Origin of the sequence: Corynebacterium anserum, from assembly GCF_014262665.1 — a bacterium.
Classification (GTDB): Bacteria; Actinomycetota; Actinomycetes; order Mycobacteriales; family Mycobacteriaceae; genus Corynebacterium; species Corynebacterium anserum.
The window spans coordinates 1,901,354-1,924,680 of record NZ_CP046883.1; the positions used below are offsets into that span (position 1 = coordinate 1,901,354).

A 23,327-nucleotide genomic window follows, 5' to 3' on the forward strand; every position below is an offset into this window, starting at 1 on the left:
GCTACAGCCTTCCGGATCAGGCTTTCCGTAGCTAGGTTTCCATCCGGAGCGGTGCCGGCATAACCATAGTATTTCCTGGCATGAGCATTGCCAGCCCACACCTAGGTCTGATTAAACACCATCGCGCACTAACCGCCGTTGACACGCTTGAATACTAGCGCCACTAACCAAAAACGCCCGAGAAACTCATATGTTTCTCGGGCGTTATCTCACTCTAAGAGAGTATCTCCACAGCATCCACTACATGGCGGACGACGAGCTTAGAGATCCATATCATCCAGAGGAACGGCTGCACCGGTGAATTCGCCATAGCCGTCATCACCGTAAAAGCCGTCACCGTAAATGGACGGGATGGAGTAGGCTGCTGCGCGTGCCTCTTCCGTCGGCTCTACAGAGATGTTGCGGTAACGCGCAATACCGGTACCAGCTGGGATGAGCTTGCCGATGATCACGTTTTCCTTCAGGCCGATCAGCTTGTCGGAGCGCTTGTTGATCGCAGCATCGGTCAAGACGCGTGTGGTCTCCTGGAAGGACGCTGCGGACAGCCAGGATTCGGTTGCCAAGGAAGCCTTGGTAATACCCATGATCTCAGCGCGAACCTCGACTGGGCGTCCACCCGACTTGACTGCTTCCTTAGAAGCGGCCACGGCGTCTGCGTGCTCTACAAGAGATCCCGGAAGGAACTCGGTGGAACCGGAGTCGATAACCGTTACACGACGCAGCATCTGGCGCACGATGATCTCAATGTGCTTATCGTGAATGGCCACGCCCTGGTCACGGTAAACCTTCTGAACCTCATTGATCAGGTGCTGCTGTACGCCACGGCGTCCGAGGACACGCAGCACCTCATGTGGATCCGCAGAGCCCTTGAGGAGCTGCTGACCCATCTTCACGTAATCGCCGTCGCGTAGCTGACGGTCCACACCACCGGTGCCCAAGGTAGCTAGACCCTGGCGCTTGGAGAGCTTCTCATACACCACTTCATCAGAACCGTCATCCGGAACGATGGTGACTGTGTAGAAGGCGTCGTCGTCCTCGATCTTGATCTTGCCGTCGACCGAGGCGATTGGGGACTTTGCCTTTGGAACACGAGCTTCGAAAAGCTCCTGAACACGCGGTAGACCACCAGTAATATCGCCACCCACACCACCGAGGTGGAAGGTACGCATTGTGAGCTGAGTACCCGGCTCACCAATGGACTGTGCAGCAACAATGCCTACAGCTTCGCCGATCTCAACCTTCTTGCCGGTCGCCATCGACTTGCCATAGCACACGGAGCAAAGGCCAGTTGCGGTTGCACAAGTCAGAACGGAACGAACCTTAACTTCCTCGACGCCTGCGTTCACGAGGGCAGTGATGTCCTGTTCGCCGATGACATCTCCCTTGGAGAGGATGACGTCGCCGTTTGCACCGGTGGCGTCGTCAGCCAAGTAACGGCCTACAACAGAGGTCTCGATGAAATCGGCGCGGGTGTACTCGCCGGTCTTATTGCCTTCGCCGTCCAGAACAGGTACGGCAACAGGCAAGTTCACGCCCTGAGAGGTGCCACAATCTTCTTCGCGAATAATGACGTCCTGAGCCACGTCGACCAAACGACGAGTCAGGTAGCCGGAGTCCGCCGTACGCAGCGCGGTATCGGCCAGACCCTTACGGGAGCCGTGAGAGTTGTTGAAGTACTCCAGAACGGACAGACCTTCGCGGAAGGATGTCTTCACGGGGCGGATGATGTACTCACCGCGTGAGTTGGTCACCATGCCCTTCATGCCAGCCAGGGTCCAAATCTGACGCATGTTACCGGCCGCACCGGACTTCACGATCATCGGAATTGGGTTGTCGTCTGGGTAGAGAGCCTCTACGGATTCACCAACGAAGTCGGTGGCTTCCTTCCACAGGTCAACCAGGGATTGGTAACGCTCTGCCTCGTTGATCTTGCCTCGTGCCATCTTCTTCTCGATGACTCGAGCCTTGGCCTCATAACCATCCAGAATTTCTTGCTTGTTCGGAAGAACCAGCACGTCGTGCATCGTGATGGTCACACCGGAACGGGTTGCCCAATAGAACCCAGCATCCTTGAGCTTGTCTACGGTCTGGGCCACGGTGATCATTGGGTACTTGGCAGCCAGGTCGTTAATGACAACCGCCTGCGGCTTCTTCGCCATGGCACCCTCAACATACGGGTAATTCCATGGCAACAGCTCGTTGAACAGAACGCGTCCCAGGGTGGTGTCCGCCAACCATGTCTGGCCGCGCTGCCACCCGTCAGGGAATTGCTCGGCCTCGACCTTAGCGTCTGGACGCAGGTGGTTGATGCGAACCTTGATTGGCGCCTGCAATCCCAGGGTGCCGCGGTCATAAGCCATGATGGCCTCAGCAAGGGAGGAGTACACGCCCTTTTCTGGCCCATTCTCATCCGCTGGTTGGTAGGCACCCTGACCGCCAAACTCATCCTTGCCCTTCTTCAAGGTCAGGTAGTACAAACCGGTCACCATGTCCAGACGCGGCATAGCTAGTGGTTTGCCGGAGGCTGGGGACAAGATGTTGTTCGACGCAAGCATCAAGATGCGAGCTTCTGCCTGCGCCTCGGCGGACAGCGGCAGGTGAACTGCCATCTGGTCACCGTCGAAGTCGGCGTTGAACGCCTCACAGGCTAGTGGGTGCAGCTGGATTGCTTTACCCTCAACAAGGATTGGCTCGAATGCCTGGATACCCAAACGGTGCAGGGTTGGTGCACGGTTCAGCATCACTGGGTGCTCGGCGATGGCTTCTTCCAGCACGTCCCACACTTCTGGGCGCTGGCGCTCAACCATGCGCTTGGCGGACTTGATGTTCTGGGCGTAGCTCTTTTCTACCAGTCGCTTCATGACGAATGGCTTAAACAGCTCCAGAGCCATCAGCTTTGGCAGACCACACTGGTGCAGCTTCAGCTGCGGTCCCACAATAATCACGGAACGGCCAGAGTAGTCTACGCGCTTACCCAGCAGGTTCTGACGGAAACGTCCTTGCTTACCCTTCAGAAGATCCGACAGGGATTTCAGTGGGCGGTTACCAGGACCGGTGACTGGACGGCCACGGCGGCCGTTGTCGAATAGTGCGTCGACGGATTCCTGAAGCATGCGCTTCTCATTGTTCACGATGATCTCCGGCGCACCGAGGTCGAGCATGCGCTTGAGACGGTTATTGCGGTTAATCACACGCCGGTAGAGATCATTGAGATCAGAGGTTGCGAAACGGCCACCGTCCAGCTGCACCATCGGGCGCAGCTCTGGTGGGATGACCGGGATGCAGTCCAGAACCATGGCTGCTGGGTCATTACCGGAGCGCAGAAATGCAGCCACGACCTTGAGGCGCTTGAGGGCGCGGAGCTTCTTCTGCCCCTTACCTTCGCGGATAATCTCGCGCAGGCTCTCAGCCTCGGCTTCGAGATCGAAGTTGCGGATTAGGGTCTGGATAGCTTCAGCACCCATGCCGCCGGTGAAGTAATCCTCGTAGCGGTCGACGAGCTCGTTGTAGATATTCTCATCGACAATCATCTGCTTAGGAGCCAACTTGACGAAGGTGTTCCAGATCTCGTCGAGGCGGTCGATCTCGCGCTCGGCGCGCTCACGGATGTGGCGCATCTCGCGTTCCGCCGCTGTCTGCATCTTGCGCTTTGCGTCGGCTTTAGCCCCGGCAGCCTCGAGCTCTGCCAGGTCTTCTTCCAACTTCTTGGAACGCTCGGCCAGTTCAGCGTCTCGGTCTGCTTCGACTTCCTTCTTTTCCAGCATCATTTCAGCTTCCAGGGTGGTCTGGTCGTTGTGGCGACCTTCCTCATCCACGGAAGTGATGATGTTGGCTGCAAAGTAGATGATCTTTTCCAGATCTTTTGGAGCCAGATCGAGCAGGTAACCCAAGCGCGATGGGACACCCTTGAAATACCAAATATGGGTAACCGGTGCAGCCAGCTCGATGTGGCCCATGCGCTCGCGGCGAACCTTGGACTTGGTTACCTCGACGCCACAGCGCTCACAAATGATGCCCTTGTAACGGACACGCTTGTACTTGCCACAAGCACACTCCCAGTCGCGGGTTGGGCCAAAAATGCGCTCGCAGAACAGTCCGTCCTTCTCTGGCTTGAGGGTACGGTAGTTGATCGTTTCGGGCTTCTTAACCTCACCGCGGGACCAACGACGGATGTCGTCGGCGTTAGCGAGACCAATGCGAAGCTCGTCGAAGAAGTTGACGTCCAGCACGTGAACTTCCTTTCCCCTCCTCGTTCGGAGGGCCTTGGTGGTGAACGAAGGTCAGTGAGTTGAGTTAAGGGAGCGTATTAGCTGACGTCCATGTCAGCGTCGGGACGCTCATCACGCGACAAGTTGATGCCGAGGGCTGCGTTTGCATTTTCCAGCTCGTCATCGTCGTCGGAAGACAACTCCATTGGTGTGCCGTCTGCAGCCAGCACTTCAACATTGAGGCACAAGGACTGCAGCTCCTTGAGCAACACCTTAAAGGACTCAGGAATACCCGGATCTGGGATGTTCTCGCCCTTCACGATTGCTTCATAAACCTTCACGCGGCCGACCACGTCATCGGACTTGATAGTCAGAAGCTCCTGCAGGGTGTAGGCAGCGCCGTATGCCTGCATTGCCCACACTTCCATCTCTCCGAAGCGCTGGCCACCAAACTGTGCCTTACCACCCAGAGGCTGCTGGGTAATCATGGAGTAAGGACCAGTGGAACGTGCGTGGATTTTCTCGTCAACCAGGTGGTGCAGCTTCAGCATGTACATGTAGCCCACAGACACTGGGTACGGGAATGGTTCGCCGGAACGACCATCCATCAGCTGTGCCTTACCGAAGTCGTCGACAAGGCGAATGCCGTCGCGGTTCGGGTTAGAAGAACGCAGCAGACCAGAGAGTTCGGCGTTGGAGGCGCCGTCGAAGACCGGGGTTGCGGTCAGGGAATCCGCTGGAACCTCGTAGAGGTGCTCTGGCAGCGTTTCCATCATGGCCTTGATCTTCGGGTCATCAGAGTTGGTGTCCACAGTCCAACCGGCCTTGGCTAGCCATCCAAGGTGGACTTCCAGCACCTGACCAATGTTCATACGGCGTGGCACACCGTGGGTGTTCAAGATGATGTCCACTGGGGTGCCATCCGGCAGGAATGGCATATCTTCCTGTGGAAGAATCTTGCCCACGACACCCTTGTTACCGTGACGGCCAGCGAGCTTATCGCCGTCCTGGATCTTGCGCTTCTGGGCAACGTAGACGCGCACCATCTCGTTGACACCCGGTGCCAAATCGTCGTCATCCTCACGGGAGAACACGCGAACGCCGATGACCTTACCGGTCTCGCCATGAGGCACCTTCATGGAGGTGTCACGGACCTCGCGAGCCTTCTCACCGAAGATCGCACGAAGGAGGCGCTCTTCTGGGGTCAACTCGGTCTCACCCTTGGGAGTGACCTTACCCACGAGGATGTCACCATCGCGCACGTCAGCGCCAATGCGAACAATTCCGCGTTCATCTAGATCGGCGAGGACATCCTCACCGACGTTAGGAATATCGCGGGTAATTTCCTCAGGTCCTAGCTTGGTATCGCGGGCGTCGATCTCATGCTCTTCGATGTGGATAGAGGTCAAGATATCTTCCTCAACCATGCGCTGGTTCAGGATGATGGCGTCCTCATAGTTGTGACCTTCCCAAGGCATGAAAGCGACGAGGAGGTTCTTACCCAGCGCCATTTCACCATTGTCGGTACCTGGACCGTCAGCGATGACCTGTCCTGCTTCCACCCGATCACCCTCGTCAACCAGTGGTTTCTGGTTGTAGCAGGTGCCCTGGTTGGTGCGCTCAAACTTGCGCAGCATGAAGGTATCGCGCACACCCTCATCGTCCATGATGGTGATGTAGTCAGCGGAGACGTACTCCACCACACCGGACTTAGGTGCGATGATCATGTCGCCAGCATCGTATGCCGCACGCAGCTCCATACCGGTACCAACATATGGTGCCTCGGAACGCAAGAGTGGAACAGCCTGGCGCTGCATGTTCGCACCCATCAGTGCACGGTTTGCGTCGTCGTGCTCCAAGAATGGAATCATGGCTGTCGCCACGGAAACCATCTGTCGTGGCGAGACATCCATGTAGTCCACTTCGCTCGCGGGGACGACCTCCACGTCGCCACCGCGTAAACGCACCTCGATACGCTCTTCAGTGAAGCGCTTGTCCTCATCGAACGGGGTGTTCGCCTGCGCGATGACATGGCGATCCTCTTCGTCCGCGGTGAAATAAGACACTTCGTCAGTAATTTGACCATCGACTACGCGACGGTATGGCGTCTCAATGAAGCCAAACGGGTTGACGCGCGCGAAGGAGGACAGAGAACCAATCAGACCAATGTTGGGACCCTCTGGGGTCTCGATTGGACACATACGGCCGTAGTGAGATGGGTGAACATCTCGAACTTCCAGTCCCGCACGGTCACGGGTCAAGCCGCCCGGACCCAACGCAGACAGACGGCGCTTGTGGGTCAAGCCGGACAGTGAGTTGTTCTGGTCTAGGAACTGTGACAACTGCGAGGTTCCGAAGAACTCACGGATAGCGGCAGACACCGGGCGAACGTTGATCAGAGAGGTAGGAGTGATGGACTCCGCATCCTGCGTCGTCATACGCTCACGCACAACGCGCTCCATACGGGATAGGCCCACCCGAACCTGGTTCTGGATCAACTCACCGACGGTGCGCAGACGGCGGTTACCGAAGTGATCGATGTCATCGGTACCAATGGTGACCTCAACGCCTTCTGGGGAGGTCATGGTCTTCTCGCCAGCGTGTAGGCGAACCAAGTACTCGATGGTGGTGAGGATGTCCTCTTCCGTGAGGGTCATCGTGCCCTCGTTGTCACCGCCGAGCCCCAGCTTGCGATTGACCTTGTAACGTCCCACCTTCGCGAGGTCATAACGCTTTGCCTTGAAGAAGGAATTCTCCAGCAAAGCCTGCGCGGAATCGCGGGTTGGGGATTCTCCTGGGCGCTGCTTGCGGTAGATCTCCAGCAAAGCCTCATCGGTGTTAGCCACGCCGTCTTTTTCTAGCGTGGACATCATAATCTCAGAGAAACCAAAGCGATCGGTGATCTCTTGAGTGGACAAGCCCAGAGCCTTCAACAGCACAGTCACCGGCTGACGGCGCTTACGATCAATGCGGACACCAACGGTGTCACGCTTGTCCACGTCGAATTCCAGCCATGCGCCACGGGAAGGAATAATCTTCACGGAGTGCAGGGTGCGCTCGGTAGAGGCATCGATGGAAGCATCGAAGTACACGCCCGGAGAGCGAACCAGCTGGGAAACAACGACACGCTCGGTGCCGTTGATAATAAAGGTGCCCTTGTCCGTCATCATTGGGAAATCACCAATGAAGACGGTTTGGGATTTAATTTCACCAGACATTGCGTTGGTGAATTCTGCGGTCACATACAGCGGCGCCGCATAGTTAATGTCTTTGTCCTTTGCCTCGTCAATGGTGGATTTCACCTCGTCGAAGCGTGGCTCGGAGAGAGTTAAGGACATATTTTCGGAGTAGTCCTCAATGGGGGACAGCTCTTCAAGAATGTCTTCGAGTCCACTGGTGACGCGGACTCCCTCCCCTGCCTCAGCCTGTGCCCGGGCACGCCACTCAGGCGTGCCAATGAGCCAAGCGAAGGACTCGCGTTGGAGGTCAAGAAGGCCGGGAACCTCGATCGGAGCGTCGATCTTCGCGAAAGAGTATCGCTGAGAAGCTCCGGGAATTCCGGCCACTGAACTTGTCTGGCGGGAGACTGCCAAGATGGGTCCTTCCAGCACCTCATGCGGATTCGCTACGTTGTGGAGTGTGTAGCAAAACACGCAATAGTTTGAGCGTACGGTCTTGTGATGGTCGTTTATGTGGATTTATTGCCTGCACATCCCGCACGAAGAAACAGCTAATGGACCTTGTCAAATCACGCTTTCTTTGAGGTTTTCCTGCTAGCGTGCTTTGCCAAAGTCTCTGAGTTGGTGAATATTTTCACCAGAACTGTCTGCTCGTCGCGACATGGGCGGACGTTAATCCAGCGCAACGAACTATCCTATAGCACCCCACACCCCTTGTCCACCCCGATTGACACGCATCGGGGGTGCATCACCGTGAGGCTCCACAGCCCTCCACGCTTCATCTCGTGCCAGCACTTTATATCATGCGGACTCTACTGCTTCAACGCGCGCTATCTCACGCGCACTATCACTCTCCGCGATGAGAGCGTGAGGCCTTCCTCGGTCGGAACGCAAAATATAGCGCAATCACGGTCACGATACCACCAGCTACAAGGAAACCAATGCTCCACCATTTGGCCTGCAAACCAGAAATGAAATCAGAAGCCTGAGTCAGCATGCTACTTTCCACCTGGGGAGTAGTTTTTCCATTAAAGTCCAGCAAAAGCTGTACCGGTACCAACAGACCCGCCTCGTCACGCACCATATATTCATCGCGGGTATGTTCGGTCATACCCACAAGCAATCCACTCTTAGGCTCCACTGCAATTTCCCGTTCCGCACTGTGGAAACGCTGAGCGATAGGAGCAGTATTGGGCGGCAACCGAATGTCCATTTCCTTGGGAATGTTCATTTGGTTCCGAATGTTGCCGTACTTCTCAGCAACGTTGGTTGGAGGGATCACCTGCTTGTAAATATTAACGGTCACGCGATTGCCCTGAGAATCTTGGCGTGTTTCCTCACGATCAAACTGAGCGGGAAAAGCCCGACGCAGAGTGTAGTCATAGTAGTCGTATGAACTCTGCTCTGAGTTCTCTGGAAACTTGATCCAGTTGCCCTCCATAGGGGTGTCATGAGGAGGGCTTGCCGGGAAGTCAGCAATCTGACCACTATCGTCCACCGCTTGACCCGAACGACGGTCCACACGATAGCTGAAAATTTCAGCGGACAGCAGGGAGTCCAAATCGTCTTCAATATCCTCACGGTGGGTAGAGGCACCGACGCGCACGCTCATGGACTTGTCATCCGAAGGATCGCTCTGCGTGACGTGGAACTGCCGCACCACCGGAGCAATGACCGTCGGATGTTGTTCTTTTTCGGGCCCATTCAGGAAGCCAGGACCGATCTCTGCCTCAGGATCATCAAGAGTGAGGGTGGTGGATCTGAGGTCGAGTGGGAGTAATTTCGTGGCCGGAGCAACAATGGGGAGCAACGCCCCCAGTGCGATAAGCGCGGTGCCGACAAGCAACGCAAGAATGGCTATAAGCCGTGAACGGGTTAGCATGACGCAATAATACGTGGTGACATCTCAGAAATGGCAAAAAGCCCATACCATCGGCATAACACGGATGGTATGGGCTGTGAAATTTTTCAGGTAGTGCCTCAGATTACTTGAGGGAAACCTTAGCGCCAGCCTCTTCCAGCTTGGTCTTTGCAGCCTCAGCGTCGTCCTTGGAAACGCCCTCGAGCAGAGCCTTAGGAGCAGCCTCAACCAGCTCCTTAGCCTCCTTCAGACCCAGGCCGGAAACGATCTCGCGGACAACCTTGATCACGCCGATCTTCTTAGCGCCTGCGTCCTCGAGAACAACATCGAACTCGTCCTTCTCTTCAGCAGCAGCCTCGCCGCCAGCAGCGCCTGGAACGGCGGCAGCAGCAACTGGAGCAGCAGCGGTAACGTCGAAGGTCTCTTCGAAGAGCTTCACGAACTCAGAGAGCTCGATCAGGGTCATCTCCTTGAAAGCCTCAATCAGTTCGTCGTTGGTGAACTTAGCCATGATGGCATCCTTTCGTTCAGTGTCTGCCCGCTGACATTATGTGGTGTTCTATGCCTCGCGGACAAAAGTTTGTGAAGTATTAAAGATTGTGTATGCCGGGCTTTCGCTCCTCGCCCAGCCGCAGAAACTAGTCCTTCTTCTCCTGCAGCGCAGCTGCCAGGCGCGCAACCTGGGAAGCTGGAGCGTTGAAGAGACCAGCAGCCTTTGCCAAGGAACCCTGCATGGCTCCGGCCAGCTTGGCCAGAGTGGTTTCACGGTTGTCCAGCTCAGCGAGTGCCTCGACCTGAGCAGCAGACAGCGCTTCGCCATCCATGTAGCCACCCTTGATCACGAAGTTCTTGTGATCCTTGCCGAAGTCCTTCATAGCCTTCGCTGCATCGACAGCCTCGCCGTTGATGAAAGCGATTGCGGTAGGACCAGTCAGCAGAGCATCGTCGAACTCCACGCCAGCTTCCTTTGCAGCCAGCTTGATCATGGTGTTCTTGGCGACGGAGTAGGTGACATCCGCACCGAGTGCACGGCGAAGCACGGTGGTTTCTGCGACGCTCAGACCACGGTACTCGGTCAGTACGGTGGAATCAGCCTGCTCGAAACGTGCCTTAAGCTCCGCTAGTGAAGCGATGTTCTTCGGATTTGCCATATACTCTCGCCTCCTTCCAAATGTCTTGCGGTGTACATGCTGTACGTGTACCGACAGTCATGTCTTCATTTGACGTGAAGGCAACACTCCACAACGACAAGCGCCCCGTACCCGCAGGGGCACAGGGCGCTGCACACTCATTACACCGCCAAGTTGTTTACTCGGCGGGAATCAGTAGAACGTCTCGGTGTTACCTGCGTGGGCCGTCATCGTGATGATGAACCTTCAACCGCGGTGTCTTCTGGATCACTTATCAGAGATGAGCAACTCCACTGGGACTACCCGCGGTGACCGACGGTCTTAGGTGAAACTTTGAACGTATTCAAACTTCCTCGAGGTACTGTACACGCTTGCCGTGTATTTCCCAAATTCTTGCCGTCTTTCTATCTGATTCTTTTACGAGGTTTACCTGCGTCGATAAAGAAGCACGTTCGCTATAACAACCACATTCGCCCATCTGGGCTATTACTCTCGTACGCATGGACGCCTGCACGAATCCCAACAACAGCACACCCACAGATCCACACAACGGCACGCCGACGGATCCACCCAGCAGCTCACCGACGAACGCAACCCGCAAGAGTACTCCGCGCAACGCCACGCAATTCCTTCCAGCTTTCTTTCGCTCTCTCCGTCACCCTGAATGGCTTCCCCAGGGGGTCAATAAATGGGATGAGCCTCTCAACGGTCGCGTTCCTGTGGTTCTCCTTCACGGCACGTGGCTCAATGTCTATAACACGTTTGCTTTCATCGCCCCCGCATTGGAACGAGCAGGTCACGCTGTATTTACCAAGAACTATGGGCGTGATCCTCGGCCTCTCACGGGGCGCCCCTCTGGCGTGTTCGGCACCGCTGGACTTCTCCATTCTCAACAAGAAGTTGCCGCGTTCATCGACGAGGTTTTGGAGCGCACCGGCGCCAATCAGGTGGATATCATTGGGCATTCACAGGGGGTGGCTCAAGCGAGGCTGTATCTGACGGACTCTGGCGGCGCTCATCCGGATGATCCGGGGAAAAATAAGGTCCGGCGTATTATCGGCATCGGTGGCTCTAATCATGGAACCACACTCAGCGGCATCTCCTCGCTCGCTAGTGCACTGGATAAAAAGGGAATCACCGATAATCTCACGATCAAGGTTCTCGGCCAGGCGGCGATGGATCAGCGGCTGGGTTCGGCAACAGTCAAGCATCTTAACCGCGGGGGCGACACAGTCGCTGGCGTGGAGTACACCATGATTTGCTCACGCTTCGACCAGATTGTCACCCCATGGCGCACCCAGCGCTTGGAACCCGGCCCCGGCGCTACCGTGAAGAATCTGCTGGTACAGACCGGAAATGTTAAGGACTTTTCTGATCACCTAGCAATCTTGTATTCGCCGCGTGTCGTGGATCTTATTCTCGAAGCTCTCCACCCAGGCGAGGACAACTACCGGGATACTCATCCTGAGGTATCTCGTTGGGTACTGCCGGGCTTTGGAGAAGCTCGTCTGCCACGCTGGCGGCTGCTTCCCTTCCGACGCCACTAGTCCTCTCCGTCACCGGCACGTGCAAAGACGATCTGCCCACAGACACAACGATCACCCGTTGAAGCGCGCGCCTACCTCATGTAGCACCTACGCATATCAGCGCGCCACTGGCGCGCTGAACCAACGCCCGTGACATGGAAAAGCCCCGGACTAAGTCCGGGGCCCAATCACACCACAACCGCCGCGTGAACAGCAGTAGGTGGGGAGGAATTACTCTGCGTAGTTCTTCTGTACGGTCTCATCAACCTGAACGGAAGGACCGTTCGTGGAGGACATCGTTACCTTCTTCAGGTACTTGCCCTTGGAAGAAGAAGGCTTCTGACGCAGCAGCTCATCGATCAAAGCACCGTAGTTCTCCGCCAGCTTCTTCTCATCGAAGGATGCTTTACCGATGATGGCGTGCAGGTTGGATGCTTTATCTACGCGGAAGGAAATCTTTCCGCCCTTGATCTCAGAGACAGCCTTAGCTACATCAGTAGTCACTGTGCCGGTCTTAGGGTTTGGCATCAGGCCGCGTGGACCCAGAACGCGCGCTACACGACCAACCTTGGCCATCTGGTCTGGGGTGGCGATGGCTGCGTCGAAATCAGTCCAGCCACCCTGAATCTTCTCAATCAGCTCAGCGGTACCCACGGCATCAGCACCGGCCTCTTCAGCTGCGGTTGCATTAGGGCCTTCGGCGAAGACAATGACGCGAACAGTCTTACCGGTACCGTTTGGCAGGGACACGGTTCCGCGAACCAGCTGGTCTGCCTTGCGTGGGTCGACGCCCAACCGAATGGCAACGTCAACTGTGGCGTCGTAGTTCTTCGAAGAGGTTTCTTTCACCAGCTTCGCAGCCTCGATTGGGCTGTAGGAACGGGACTTATCAATCTTCTCCGCAGCAGCGCGGTAAGCCTTAGAGGTCTTGCTCATAATGATCTACCAATCTTGGAGTTTGAGATGGAAGTTGTGGTCACAACAGGCCAGCAAGAGGCCTTGCCACAATGAAGAAAAGAATGAAGGAAAGAGAGTGAAGACTAAGCCTTCGCTGGTTCGTCCTTCACAACGATGCCCATGGAGCGAGCGGTACCTGCGATGATGCGAGCACCGTTTTCCACGTCGTTAGCGCTGAGGTCTTCCTTCTTGGTGGTAGCAATCTCCTTGCACTGCTCCCACGTCACAGATCCGACCTTATCAGTGTGAGGAACGCCAGAGCCCTTCTGCAGACCAGCGGCCTTCAGAAGCAGCTTAGCTGCAGGAGGAGTTTTCAGTTTGAAGTCGAAGGAGCGGTCTTCGTACACAGTGATCTCAACTGGAACGATGTTGCCGCGCTGCGACTCGGTAGCAGCGTTGTATGCCTTGGTGAACTCAACAATGTTCACGCCGTGAGCACCCAACGCCGGGCCAACCGGAGGAGCCGGGGTAGCCTGACCAGCTTGGATCTGCAACTTAATAAGGCCAGCGACCTTCTTCTTTGGCTTTGCCATGGTACAACCTACTTTCAGTTATCGGACCTCACTGCGCCATGGCATATATGCGCACTGTGTGCGGTCCTTACCGGATGCCGGAATTTCACCGGCCACCGGAAAAGATGTCAATGTTCTTACTCGTTCTTAAACAATGCTACTTTCCGCCGTCCCCTCGAGAACAACGGACAACACGCATAAAAAACGATCCTGTGAAATTCGCAGGACAGGACAACTCTAGTTGAGCTTCTCCACCTGATCAAATTCCAATTCGACCGGGGTCTCACGGCCAAAGATGGACACCATAGCCTTGAGACGGTTAGAGGTGGTGTCGATCTCTGAAATGGTGGCGGATACTGAGGCGAATGGGCCGGACAGAATGGTGACAGATTCGCCAACCTCGTAATCCACAACTACAGACTCGGATGCCGGCTTTGGAGGAGTAGCCACACCCGTGGAAGACACGTCAACGGCACCTGCAGGCGCCTCTCCCTCGGCGCCTTCGGCTGCTGGAGTGGCAGCCTCTGGAGGCAGCAGGAACTTTGCAACCTCACGGATCTTTACAGGAGTTGGTTTCCCTTCGTTACCCACGAAGGAAGTCACACCCGGGGTGTCGCGGACAACCGACCACGCAGCATCTTCCAGGTTCATACGGACGAGTACGTAGCCGGGCAACAGCTTACGCTTGACATTCTTGCGCTTACCATCGCGCAGCTCCACAACTTCCTCTATAGGGACAACGACCTCATGGATCTGCTCATCCACGCCGAGGGTCTGAGAACGCATTTCAAGGTTGGTCTTCACCTTGTTCTCATAACCGGAGTAGCACTGGACGATGTACCACTCACCGTCGAGCTTCTTCAGTTCCCGCATGAACTTGCGCAGGCGCGCTTTGTAAGCCGCCATTGCCGCATCTTCAGGGCTTTGTTCTTCCCCAGTGCCCTCGGCGGACTCCGCCGCCTCAGCTGCTTCAGCGTGAGCTTCTGCAGCCGCCGCTTGAACGTCCTCTTGTGCGTCGGCAGCCAGAGACTCTGCGCTGATCTCCTGTGGCTCGTTGCCCGTATTCTCAGTCTGATCGCTCATGAGATCTGTATTCCTCCAAGTTAATTAAAAATCCGCCTTGGCCGTGGTGGCGAAGGCGGTTAATTTTCTGTTGGCCAGTGTAGCAGATCGCTTCTCGGGCCCCCACTTTTCACTAGACGTTGAACATCAGCTTCACTAATTCCCTAGCACCCCAGTCCACACCAGCAACCAGGACGGTCATAAGAATGAGGAAGCCCAAGACCACAAAGGTGTAGGTGACCATTTCTTTACCCGTAGGCCAGATCACTTTGCCAATTTCACGGATAACACCACGGATGAAGTCCACGATGGCAGCAAATGGATTGCTACGGGTTTTTACCACCTCAGGAGCCTTGCGTTTACTAGCTGCACGCGAGGCCGATGCCGTACCGGCGACCTGACGCTTACCCGCTGGGCGAGGAGCTCCGCCGGTACCGGAACCACCGGCCACTGGGGTTTTCGTGCTCTCTTCGCTCACGTCAAAACTCCTAACAAGGTGTGGACACGCCGTTTGCTGTACGTGTAGTGATGTTATCGCAAAGAGCGTTTGCAGGGGCGACAGGACTTGAACCTGCAACCTGCGGTTTTGGAGACCGCTGCTCTGCCAATTGAGCCACGCCCCTTTGTGCATCTCACGGTTGTGAGGGCAACAACGGGAAAGCCTACAGTAGTCGAAGTGGTTGCACAAATGAGCGTGCTCCGTAGCGAACCGTCACCGGAAAAACTTCCCGGTGACGTAGGAAATCCCTGTCGGCACATGAAAACACCCGGCGCTTCCTGGGTGTGAAGCAACCGGGTGGTTGTTAGTAGCGGTGGGGGGACTCGATCCCCCGACCTCACGATTATGAGTCGTGCGCTCTAACCAGCTGAGCTACACCGCCACAGTTCTGCCATCTCCACCGACCCGCCAGTGGTCTGCGGTTCTCACATCACGTGACGGCCGAGAAAATGACTGAGCCCCCTGACGGAATCGAACCGTCGACCTTTTCCTTACCATGGAAACGCTCTGCCGACTGAGCTAAGGGGGCACCGCTCTCAGTTCCACGACTATCGCCGACGATAAGCCGTTTTGCTGAAGCCTGCAGTAGCTTAACCACCAATCGCATAGGAACACAAATCGCCAGGTGGCAGATGTTTTTCCTACCCCCAACCTCACCATGACCCAGTGAATATTCCTCGACGCAGGGGGTATCTCTTGACGCAGGGGGTATCGCTCATGAGCCAGCCATCGGACGTACGACATCCCACATTCGACGTACCCAAAGCATTTTGCAGTACCTCGAGCAATGGAAGGCGGTGACGCAGGAAAGCGATAAGCCCTGGAGAAACTCTCCAGGGCTTATCGCTTTCACATGTGCCAGATGATGGATTCGAACCAACGTAGGCAGAGCCGACGGATTTACAATCCGCTCCCTTTGGCCGCTCGGGCAATCTGGCGTACACCAATTGCGCGGTGCGCCCGTAACTCTACTACGTTACCTATGCCCAATTACAAATCGGCTGGTCATCATGCACATTGTCGTAGCAGCAACTCGGGAATCACCCCACCCGATCACGTCAGACACGGCCTAGTTCCAGCACAAGGGAGCGCACGAGCCGTCACACAAAGGCGGAACCTCGTTCCAACGAGCAAACACATCCTCACCGAGACATGCAGATACTCCCCCATATAAGCCCCACAAGCACCGTTATCCCAAGCGTTTATCCCAAGCGTTCCAAGGAGAACTTCATAAGCTGACGCAACGCATCGGTGACGTCATTCTGCGGAAGTTTCGCCAATTCGGCCTCTGCGCGCTGACGATAGTATTCCACATCTTCGAGAGACTTCTCACGGCCGTGCGAACGACGGATCAGATCCAACGCTTCGTCCACCAACGCATCCTCGGTCACCGGCCCCACCAGAATCTCACGCAGACGTGCCCCGATCGCATCATCCTGACGCATCGCATAGAGCATCGGCAGAGTGAACACGCCTTCGCGAAGATCCGTACCCGGAGTCTTACCCGATTCTTCCGGATCGGACCACACATCGATAATGTCATCCACGATCTGGAAAACCTGACCCATGTTGCGCCCGAATAGCTGCAGTGCCTCCACGTGTTCACGTGGAGCTCCTCCATGCAAGGAGCCCAGGAAGCCAGCGGATGCGATGAGAACACCCGTCTTCTCTTGGATCACCGTCATGTAGTGCTCGATAGGGTCTTCGCCTTCGGACGCACCGACTGTCTCGCGCATCTGGCCAGTAACTAACTCTTGAAACGCTTCTGCAAAGTGCGCCACTGTTTCTGACCCGAGGGAAGCCATGAGCTTAGATGCGACGGAAAACAGGTAGTCACCGGCGAGAATCGCCACTGAATTGCTCCACCGGGCATTGGCGGACTCGGCTCCTCGGCGGCGATCAGCCTCATCCATCACGTCATCGTGATAGAGGGTCGCCAGGTGAGTGAGCTCCACGACCACTGCCGCGCTGATTACATCGTCCGATGTGGGCCTTGTGCCGTACTGTGCGGCCAAAAGGGCAAACATCACGCGGAACCTCTTGCCACCGGCTTTCGCAAGGTGGCTGATCTTGTCAGTAAGAAAGGACTCACCCTGTGCAAGCTCATTCAGCAGCTTGCTTTCCGCTCGTTGCAGCCCCTCAGTCAAAGCCTGGTTGAGTTGAGAATTTCCCAAATCTGGCGCCACTGGAGTGGTCTGCGCCTCGGCACTATGCGTGCTTGCCATGTCCGTGGTCAGCCTCATCAAAACTCGTCTGTTTCCATTCGTTCTCGTATGACCCGTTTGCTCCGAAGCCATACGTCATCACCCGATACTCTAACCCACCTAGCCCTCGTCGCGTGTATCCACCTCGTTTCTTTTCTGCAGTGACCCCGCCTTTTCTCTTTTTCTCCCCCTCTTCTCACGAGCCTCACGGAGCGCTAATACAACCACATGATTATCCCGTGCGAGAATGTTGGGTGATGAATGTTCCAGGTACCTCCCGTGATGTTGTCTCCGCCGACCTCGTCATCGTCGGTGCAGGACCCGCTGGTTCCGCTGCCGCGTATTGGGCAGCCCGGCGCGGTCTGGACACCGTGGTGGTCGACATGGCTGACATACTGCCCCACGGCCGCGACAAGACGTGTGGCGATGGCCTCACCCCCCGTGCCGTGGAGGCTCTGGAGCGCATGGACGCGGGTTATCTACTGGAGGGACACCCCACCATCAGCGGCCTGAAACTGCATGGTTTCGGTGGATCCGTCAGCGCTGTCTGGCCCAGCAACGGTTCCTTCCCTCCCCGTGGCTCCGCAATCGCTCGTCAAGAACTCGACCTCGCGTTGCTCACTCATGCGGTTAATGCCGGCGCTCGCTTCATAGGTTCGACCAAAGTTATCGACGTCGCAACCTCCGGCCACAGCATTGACGAACTGTGTGCGAGGAGACCCGATGGAACTTTTCTCACCCTGAAAGCCAGACAGTTCCTGCTAGCGGAAGGGGTACGAAGTGGCATTGGGCGAAAAGTCGGGGTGCAATGGCTACGGGGAATGGTGCACGGTGTGGCTGCGCGTAGTTACATCACCACCCCCCACGGTGAGGAACCGTGGATCCACTCCCATCTTGAATTACGTGATCACCACGGCGTAGCGCAGCCCGGTTATGGATGGATCTTTCCTCTCGGCACCGACGACTCCGGCGTTGGGCATGCCAACCTCGGTTGCGGGGCACTATCAACCAGCGCCCGACCCGCAAAAATCAACACCAAAAAGTTGTTGAAAACCTACGCAGAGCAGATCAGCAAAGAATGGACGGCGGGGGAACCACAGCACATCACCAGTGCCCTTCTGCCGATGGGCGGCGCCGTGACGCGCACAGCTGGGCAGAACTGGGCTGCCATTGGAGACACCGCAGCCTTGGTGAATCCACTCAACGGTGAAGGAATCGACTACGCACTGGAAAGCGCCCGGATGGTCAGCGCGTTGCTAGACGATGCACTCCGAAACCCTGATGGACTTCGGTTCATGTGGCCCGCCGCGCTCCGCGAGGAATACGGAGCAGCGTTCAGCCTGGCACGGCGCCTCGCGCTCGTGCTCACCATGCCCGGACTCCTCAGCGCGATCGGACCACTTGGCCTGCGAGGACCTCTGTCCACCACGGTGATGGGAGCTGCCGCGCGCCTGATGGGCAACCTTGTCACTCCCGAGGACAAAGACCTCACCGCACAACTCTGGCGCAAGGCCGGTCGGCTGTCCATGACTGTGGACAGACTATTCGCCGCCGACTCACGGCCGCTGTTCGGCGTCGAACTCTCTTAGCTCTCCAGTGGTTTCATGGCCGAGTGGAGAGCCACGATGCCCCCAGTGAGGTTTTGCCACCCCGCTCTTTCCCAACCATTGGCATTGATCTCTGCTGCCAGCTCCTCCTGGTTCGGCCACGCGCGGATAGATTCCGCGAGGTACTCGTAGGCCTCCGGATTAGAACTCACCACCTTCGCCACCTGTGGAAGAGCCCGCATCAAATATTCCTTGTAGAAGGTGGAAAAAATGGGAACCACAGGGGTAGAAAACTCACCGACCACCAGTGTCCCACCCGGCTTGGTCACGCGAGCCATTTCCCTCAAGCCGGCTCGGAAATCCACGATATTGCGCAGACCGTAGTTGATAGTCACAGCATCAAACGTGTTATCCGCAAACGGCAGCTGTGTACCATCACCGCAGACCATAGGGAGCTGGCGGTAACGCCCCGCTTTCAGCATTCCTTGGGAGAAGTCACATGCAACGCAATACGCTCCAGATTTCGCGAATTCTTGCGTAGACACGCCCGTGCCTGCGGCTAAATCCAAGACCAAGTCACCGCGCTTCAGATTGAGTCGACGCCGTGTGCGCTTGCGCCAATAGCGATCTTGACCGAAGCTCAAGACCGTGTTGGTGATGTCATACTTCTTGCCAACCTCGTCGAACATCGAGGCGACTTCTTGTGGGTTCTTTTCCAGACTTGCGCGAGACACAGTTAGCTATTGTAGCTAGTCAGGTCTTCAGCACTGTAGCTATGGGATCATGCCGCCGAGCTTTCCTTAACTTCACCTAGGCGGCTACGGGAACTGCAGGTGGTGGAGGAACAGGTGGCGTCGTGTGAAACAAGGGGAACGTCCTCCGCCACCTCGCCGCGCACGGCTTGGTCATAGTAAGCAAGCAGCTGCCCACACACAGACTCCCACGTCTTCCCCTGCACAGACAGCACAGCATGAGCTCGCATAGAAGCAAGCCCCGTCGCACACACAGAATTCACAGCCTGCGGCAGTGACTGAAAAAAGGTGTCAGCATCCAGCAAATAACCGTTGAGACCTGGGACGATAAGATCCATTGGACCACCGGCAGCTGGGGCTATCGCGGGCACTCCAGACGCATGAGCCTCCTGGATTGCCTGGCAGAACGTCTCGAACTGGCCGGTGTGAACAAAAATGTCCAAGCTAGCATACGCCCGGGGAAGATCTTCACCATACAGTCCCCCCGTGAACACCGCAGTGGGCATTGCCTCACGGAGCATAGCCTCGTCCGGGCCGTCCCCGACCACCACCAACTGAATATCATGCCGACTGTTTAGTGCCGCGAGACGCTCCACCGACTTCTCGGCAGCAAGACGACCCACATAGCCGACCACCCTGCGTTCCATCACTGGCACGGCAGACTCATAGCCGTGTGCACGCCGCTTTTGCTCTCCCTCGCGTAGCCATTCCTCTCGCAACTTTTCGCTTCGCTTGGAGGGGTGAAAACGCACGGTATCCACTCCTCGCCCCCAATGCTTTACGTTGTGAATCCCGTGTTTGTCCAGTTCAGCTATAGTTTGAGAGCTGGGCGCTAAGGTCATAGCGCAAATATTGTGAAACGCCCTAGACCACTGCCAAGTCGCGCGCGTCAGGGCTTTGAGTTTGTAGTTCTTGGCAAAGCCCGCGATGTCCGTCTGAAAGATTGCTACACAAGGAATGTTCAGGGACTTCGCTGCAAAAGCGCCTGCTGCGCCCAGAACGAATGGGCTCGCGAGGTGTACCACATCGGGTTGAAAACGCTGGAGAGTCTTGCGCACCACAGGCATCGGGACACCGATGGGCAGGGAGTTGATCATCGGCATTTCCACAGTCGGCACGCGGACGATGGGGTATCCCTCATAGTGAGAGATTTCCTCCTGGCGTTCGCGAGCTCCCGGGGCAATGACCAAAGCCTCATGGTTTTCTCGCCGGAGATGCTCCAAAACACGCAGGACTGAATTAGTAACCCCGTTGACGTTAGGCAGAAAGCTTTCAGCAACGATCGCAACACGCATGCCTATAGCCTCTCCCCTCTAGCTCAAAATCCTGTGGCCTACTGGTGAAAAACGGAGCAATAGTTTCTTAACGTGAGGTTACTTCTGGCGCTTCTCCAACCACAACACCAAAGCAAGCAACAACGCTCCGATGAGTAACGCCACCGCCATACTGGATAGTGCCGGGAGAAAAGCCAATGTCCAGGAACGCCCCGCGACTTTCACATTGTCTGGGTGAGAAACCTCGTACTCCACGCGCACTTTCTGCCCACGTTCAAGCCCCGTTGGATATTTAAGCCCGTCGTTGGGCTGGTAGTAATTGCCCGCATCATCGCGGAACATCACGGTGGTTCTTAGGGCACCCACATCCACTACCTCCGCTGTGGCATACCCTCTATCGCGTGCAATGGCCATATCGTCAAGGGCAGAGGTAATCACCATGCCGGCACACACGAGCATCATGCAACCAGTCAGAGCCAAAATTGCTTGTTTGGCACGGCGGAACGGTTTGGCTTCTTTCTTAAGGTCTGTCTTTGATCCACGTTCATGCGGAGCGTATGCTCCCTCTGGCTGAGGATGACTGTTCGATTGCTGCGTCACGAGGGCGTCACCGCCTGCGCGATTGTTTTCTCCATTTTTCGACGCCACGCTCTCTCCACCGCGGCCTCCACCACCGTAATACCTGGGGCTGGTTGTTCCTCATGGTCTGCCAGGATGTCATGCAGTGCGATAACCGATTCTGCACGGCGGTAATTCACGCCAAAGCCCTCACATAGCGCCTCGACGTTCACCTCTACCGGGGTTCCGAAAACTCGCTCAAAAGCACTAGTTCCGTCCCCGAAGGTGCGCAACCGGGCATCCCCGGGCTCTAAGGATTCGAAGATGGCACCTCCTGCGTCGTTTGTCACGACAATAAGGAGGTTATCCGGGCGGGTTTCCATGGGACCAATGTTCAGAGCATTCACATCATGGAGGAACGTCAAATCTCCCATGAGAGCAACAGTGCGGGGAGCTCGTATGGCCGTGGGATCTTCCGCAGCATGTGCCATAGCCACGCCAATAGCTGTGGATATAGTGCCGTCGATGCCCGCCGCTCCCCGGTTGGCTTCGGTACGAACACCGTGGAAAGGCAACCCGGCACGCGCGGCATCGCGGATGGCGGTGGAGGCTCCGAGTACGAGTGCATCACCGTCACGGAGACTATCCGCTACCACGGCTGCCACATGCAGTCCGGTGAAATGCTCGTCGGAAGAAGTCAGCACGTCCCGGACAGCGTCTACGCCCATGTCGCTGATGGCCTGGCACACCTTCGTCCAACCGGCAGGGTGCTCACCCACCACATCGACGGTGGAGCCCACCACAGCAACGTTGCCGGTGACATCGAGAACCGAGTATGTATCCGCAAGGACAATAACGTGGATAGATTCGTCAGCTAACAGCTGGGACACGCTGCGGTGAAGAGTTGGACGACCCACTACCACAATCTGTTCCGGCTGAGTTGCGGCCGAATATTCGCCCTGGGAGACCGCTCCCGCTGTGAACATCGGGCTCCCTGCGGGATGGACAGGAAAATCAGGAACGGGAGCAAGCGGTTCTGCGAGAGTTGGTACCCCAGCCAACTCCTCGATGATCTCTCGAGCCCACGCCATATCGGCGACGGCTCCGCAGATCACGAGGGTACGCTTGCTCAGGTCTACCGTCACTTTTCCAAAAGGAAGTGGCCGAGAGAAAACCGGACGTGGGGTTTCTGATGGATCAGACGATTTGGCGGCGCAGTCCCCACCTTCGAGGTTCCGCGTGGCACAGTCCCCACCTTCAAGGTTCCCCGTAGCACAGTCCCCACCTTCAAGGTTCCCCGTAGCACAGTCCCCACCTTCAAGGTTCCCCGTAGCTGCTGCAGAGTCACCTCCTGCCTGAGCCACTTCTTGGGCGAACAGCGAAAGCTCATCCATACTGTCCGGAACCAACGGCTCCGACAGCGGAACATCCACGTGTACCCCACCACCCCTCATCGGATCACTCGCTGCGTTCATTGCCCGAGCAATCACATTACGCACAGCAGCATGGTCCACATCCGCGCCAGACACAGTGGCGACCTGTGCCGCCTCAAGCGTTTCCGCCGCGCCGGCCAAGTTCCCTAAGCTCGCGGCATGCACTGAATGCGTGCCGAAAATCTCACTTTGTTCGATGGTTTGGTTCGCGCCGGTTCCCGCCATAAACAACGGGCGGTTAGCGGAGAGAACCATCACCGGAACATGGCTAAGACTAGCTTCCACCATGGCTGGCAAGCAGTTTGCTACAGCGGTGCCGGATGTCATAACCACAGGCACTATCCGCCCCGTGGCCTTAGCCAAACCCAAAGCCAGAAAAGCTCCAGTACGCTCATCCGTACGCACATGCACCCGCAAGCGTCCGGCGCGTTCGGCCTCGATAAAAGCAAGCGCTAAGGGAGCAGAACGGGAGCCGGGGCATACAACAGCCTCGCGCACCCCACCGTTGATCAATTCGTCGACGATGAGCACGCTCGCCACCACAGCGGGGCTGAGATTAGTGGAATCTGGTTGAGTGTTTGCCTCCATCACGCCTATTAATTTACGGCAGTGGTAGGACACAGTT

General features: G+C 56.5%; 16 protein-coding genes and 4 tRNA genes. 2 read left to right on the plus strand and 18 right to left on the minus strand.

What is annotated here, in order from left to right; genetic code table 11:
* Positions 1–260: 260 nt before the first annotated feature.
* From GP473_RS07995 to rplJ, 5 genes are all read right to left on the minus strand, one after another.
* Positions 261–4,229, minus strand: coding sequence for a DNA-directed RNA polymerase subunit beta' (locus GP473_RS07995; RefSeq protein ID WP_186276823.1), 3,969 nt, complete (start codon positions 4,227–4,229; stop codon positions 261–263).
* Between the two features lie 77 nt (positions 4,230–4,306).
* Complete coding sequence (gene rpoB / locus GP473_RS08000; protein ID WP_185770769.1) at positions 4,307–7,819, minus strand: DNA-directed RNA polymerase subunit beta; 3,513 nt, start codon at positions 7,817–7,819, stop codon at positions 4,307–4,309.
* A 415-nt stretch (positions 7,820–8,234) separates the two neighbouring features.
* Positions 8,235–9,269: a cell envelope lipid trafficking protein PgfA gene (gene pgfA / locus GP473_RS08005; RefSeq protein WP_186276824.1), complete on the minus strand. Its 1,035-nt coding sequence runs from the start codon at positions 9,267–9,269 to the stop codon at positions 8,235–8,237.
* A gap of 103 nt (positions 9,270–9,372) precedes the next feature.
* Positions 9,373–9,759 (minus strand): 50S ribosomal protein L7/L12, encoded by a 387-nt coding sequence (gene rplL / locus GP473_RS08010; protein WP_185770363.1) that lies wholly within the window; start codon positions 9,757–9,759, stop codon positions 9,373–9,375.
* Between the two features lie 127 nt (positions 9,760–9,886).
* On the minus strand, positions 9,887–10,399 hold the full coding sequence (rplJ, locus tag GP473_RS08015; protein ID WP_185770364.1) for a 50S ribosomal protein L10: 513 nt from the start codon (positions 10,397–10,399) through the stop codon (positions 9,887–9,889).
* Between the two features lie 479 nt (positions 10,400–10,878).
* Here rplJ and GP473_RS08020 point away from each other — a divergent pair, with 479 nt between their 5' ends.
* Entirely contained in the window at positions 10,879–11,925 is a 1,047-nt protein-coding gene (locus GP473_RS08020; protein ID WP_185770365.1) for an esterase/lipase family protein, read from the plus strand.
* A gap of 210 nt (positions 11,926–12,135) precedes the next feature.
* Here GP473_RS08020 and rplA read toward each other — a convergent pair whose 3' ends face one another.
* The 9 genes from rplA to GP473_RS08065 form a co-directional block, all read right to left on the minus strand.
* Positions 12,136–12,840: a 50S ribosomal protein L1 gene (gene rplA / locus GP473_RS08025; protein ID WP_185770366.1), complete on the minus strand. Its 705-nt coding sequence runs from the start codon at positions 12,838–12,840 to the stop codon at positions 12,136–12,138.
* Between the two features lie 104 nt (positions 12,841–12,944).
* Positions 12,945–13,394, minus strand: coding sequence for a 50S ribosomal protein L11 (gene rplK, locus GP473_RS08030; protein WP_185770367.1), 450 nt, complete (start codon positions 13,392–13,394; stop codon positions 12,945–12,947).
* 216 nt (positions 13,395–13,610) lie between these two features.
* Complete coding sequence (gene nusG / locus GP473_RS08035) at positions 13,611–14,456, minus strand: transcription termination/antitermination protein NusG (RefSeq protein WP_185770368.1); 846 nt, start codon at positions 14,454–14,456, stop codon at positions 13,611–13,613.
* 112 nt (positions 14,457–14,568) lie between these two features.
* Entirely contained in the window at positions 14,569–14,913 is a 345-nt protein-coding gene (gene secE, locus GP473_RS08040) for a preprotein translocase subunit SecE (protein WP_186276825.1), read from the minus strand.
* A gap of 72 nt (positions 14,914–14,985) precedes the next feature.
* A tRNA-Trp gene (locus tag GP473_RS08045) sits at positions 14,986–15,058 on the minus strand.
* 184 nt (positions 15,059–15,242) lie between these two features.
* Positions 15,243–15,316, minus strand: a tRNA-Met gene (locus GP473_RS08050).
* Between the two features lie 74 nt (positions 15,317–15,390).
* Positions 15,391–15,463: transfer RNA gene (locus tag GP473_RS08055), tRNA-Thr, on the minus strand.
* Between the two features lie 327 nt (positions 15,464–15,790).
* Positions 15,791–15,872: transfer RNA gene (locus tag GP473_RS08060), tRNA-Tyr, on the minus strand.
* Between the two features lie 264 nt (positions 15,873–16,136).
* Positions 16,137–17,159 (minus strand): polyprenyl synthetase family protein, encoded by a 1,023-nt coding sequence (locus tag GP473_RS08065; RefSeq protein WP_185770370.1) that lies wholly within the window; start codon positions 17,157–17,159, stop codon positions 16,137–16,139.
* A gap of 236 nt (positions 17,160–17,395) precedes the next feature.
* On the opposite strand from GP473_RS08065, the gene GP473_RS08070 reads away from it, so the two are divergent.
* Positions 17,396–18,727: a geranylgeranyl reductase family protein gene (locus tag GP473_RS08070; protein ID WP_186276826.1), complete on the plus strand. Its 1,332-nt coding sequence runs from the start codon at positions 17,396–17,398 to the stop codon at positions 18,725–18,727.
* On the opposite strand, the gene GP473_RS08075 is transcribed toward GP473_RS08070, so the two are convergent.
* From GP473_RS08075 to menD, 4 genes are all read right to left on the minus strand, one after another.
* Positions 18,724–19,419, minus strand: coding sequence for a demethylmenaquinone methyltransferase (locus GP473_RS08075; protein ID WP_185770372.1), 696 nt, complete (start codon positions 19,417–19,419; stop codon positions 18,724–18,726). The two genes, GP473_RS08070 and GP473_RS08075, sit on opposite strands and share 4 nt — an antisense overlap.
* A gap of 47 nt (positions 19,420–19,466) precedes the next feature.
* Complete coding sequence (locus GP473_RS08080) at positions 19,467–20,732, minus strand: glycosyltransferase family 4 protein (RefSeq protein WP_186276827.1); 1,266 nt, start codon at positions 20,730–20,732, stop codon at positions 19,467–19,469.
* 78 nt (positions 20,733–20,810) lie between these two features.
* The gene (locus GP473_RS08085; protein WP_343061415.1) at positions 20,811–21,359 is read right to left on the minus strand and encodes a DUF3592 domain-containing protein; all 549 of its coding nucleotides are present in this window, start codon (positions 21,357–21,359) and stop codon (positions 20,811–20,813) included.
* A complete protein-coding gene (gene menD, locus GP473_RS08090; RefSeq protein ID WP_186277306.1) occupies positions 21,308–23,290 on the minus strand; it encodes a 2-succinyl-5-enolpyruvyl-6-hydroxy-3-cyclohexene-1-carboxylate synthase in 1,983 nt (660 codons plus the stop codon). Before menD ends, GP473_RS08085 begins: the two co-directional genes overlap by 52 nt.
* Positions 23,291–23,327 lie beyond the last annotated feature (37 nt).

Bases quoted from the DNA above. Each gene is read 5' to 3' on its own strand.
- pgfA (WP_186276824.1), bottom strand. From the start codon at position 9,269: ATGCTAACCCGTTCACGGCTTATAGCCATTCTTGCGTTGCTTGTCGGC.
- GP473_RS08020 (WP_185770365.1), top strand. From the start codon at position 10,879: ATGGACGCCTGCACGAATCCCAACAACAGCACACCCACAGATCCACAC.
- GP473_RS08065 (WP_185770370.1), bottom strand. From the start codon at position 17,159: ATGGCAAGCACGCATAGTGCCGAGGCGCAGACCACTCCAGTGGCGCCA.
- rplA (WP_185770366.1), bottom strand. From the start codon at position 12,840: ATGAGCAAGACCTCTAAGGCTTACCGCGCTGCTGCGGAGAAGATTGAT.
- GP473_RS08070 (WP_186276826.1), top strand. From the start codon at position 17,396: ATGAATGTTCCAGGTACCTCCCGTGATGTTGTCTCCGCCGACCTCGTC.
- nusG (WP_185770368.1), bottom strand. From the start codon at position 14,456: ATGAGCGATCAGACTGAGAATACGGGCAACGAGCCACAGGAGATCAGC.
- rplL (WP_185770363.1), bottom strand. From the start codon at position 9,759: ATGGCTAAGTTCACCAACGACGAACTGATTGAGGCTTTCAAGGAGATG.
- menD (WP_186277306.1), bottom strand. From the start codon at position 23,290: ATGGAGGCAAACACTCAACCAGATTCCACTAATCTCAGCCCCGCTGTG.
- GP473_RS08080 (WP_186276827.1), bottom strand. From the start codon at position 20,732: ATGCGTGTTGCGATCGTTGCTGAAAGCTTTCTGCCTAACGTCAACGGG.
- rplJ (WP_185770364.1), bottom strand. From the start codon at position 10,399: ATGGCAAATCCGAAGAACATCGCTTCACTAGCGGAGCTTAAGGCACGT.
- rplK (WP_185770367.1), bottom strand. From the start codon at position 13,394: ATGGCAAAGCCAAAGAAGAAGGTCGCTGGCCTTATTAAGTTGCAGATC.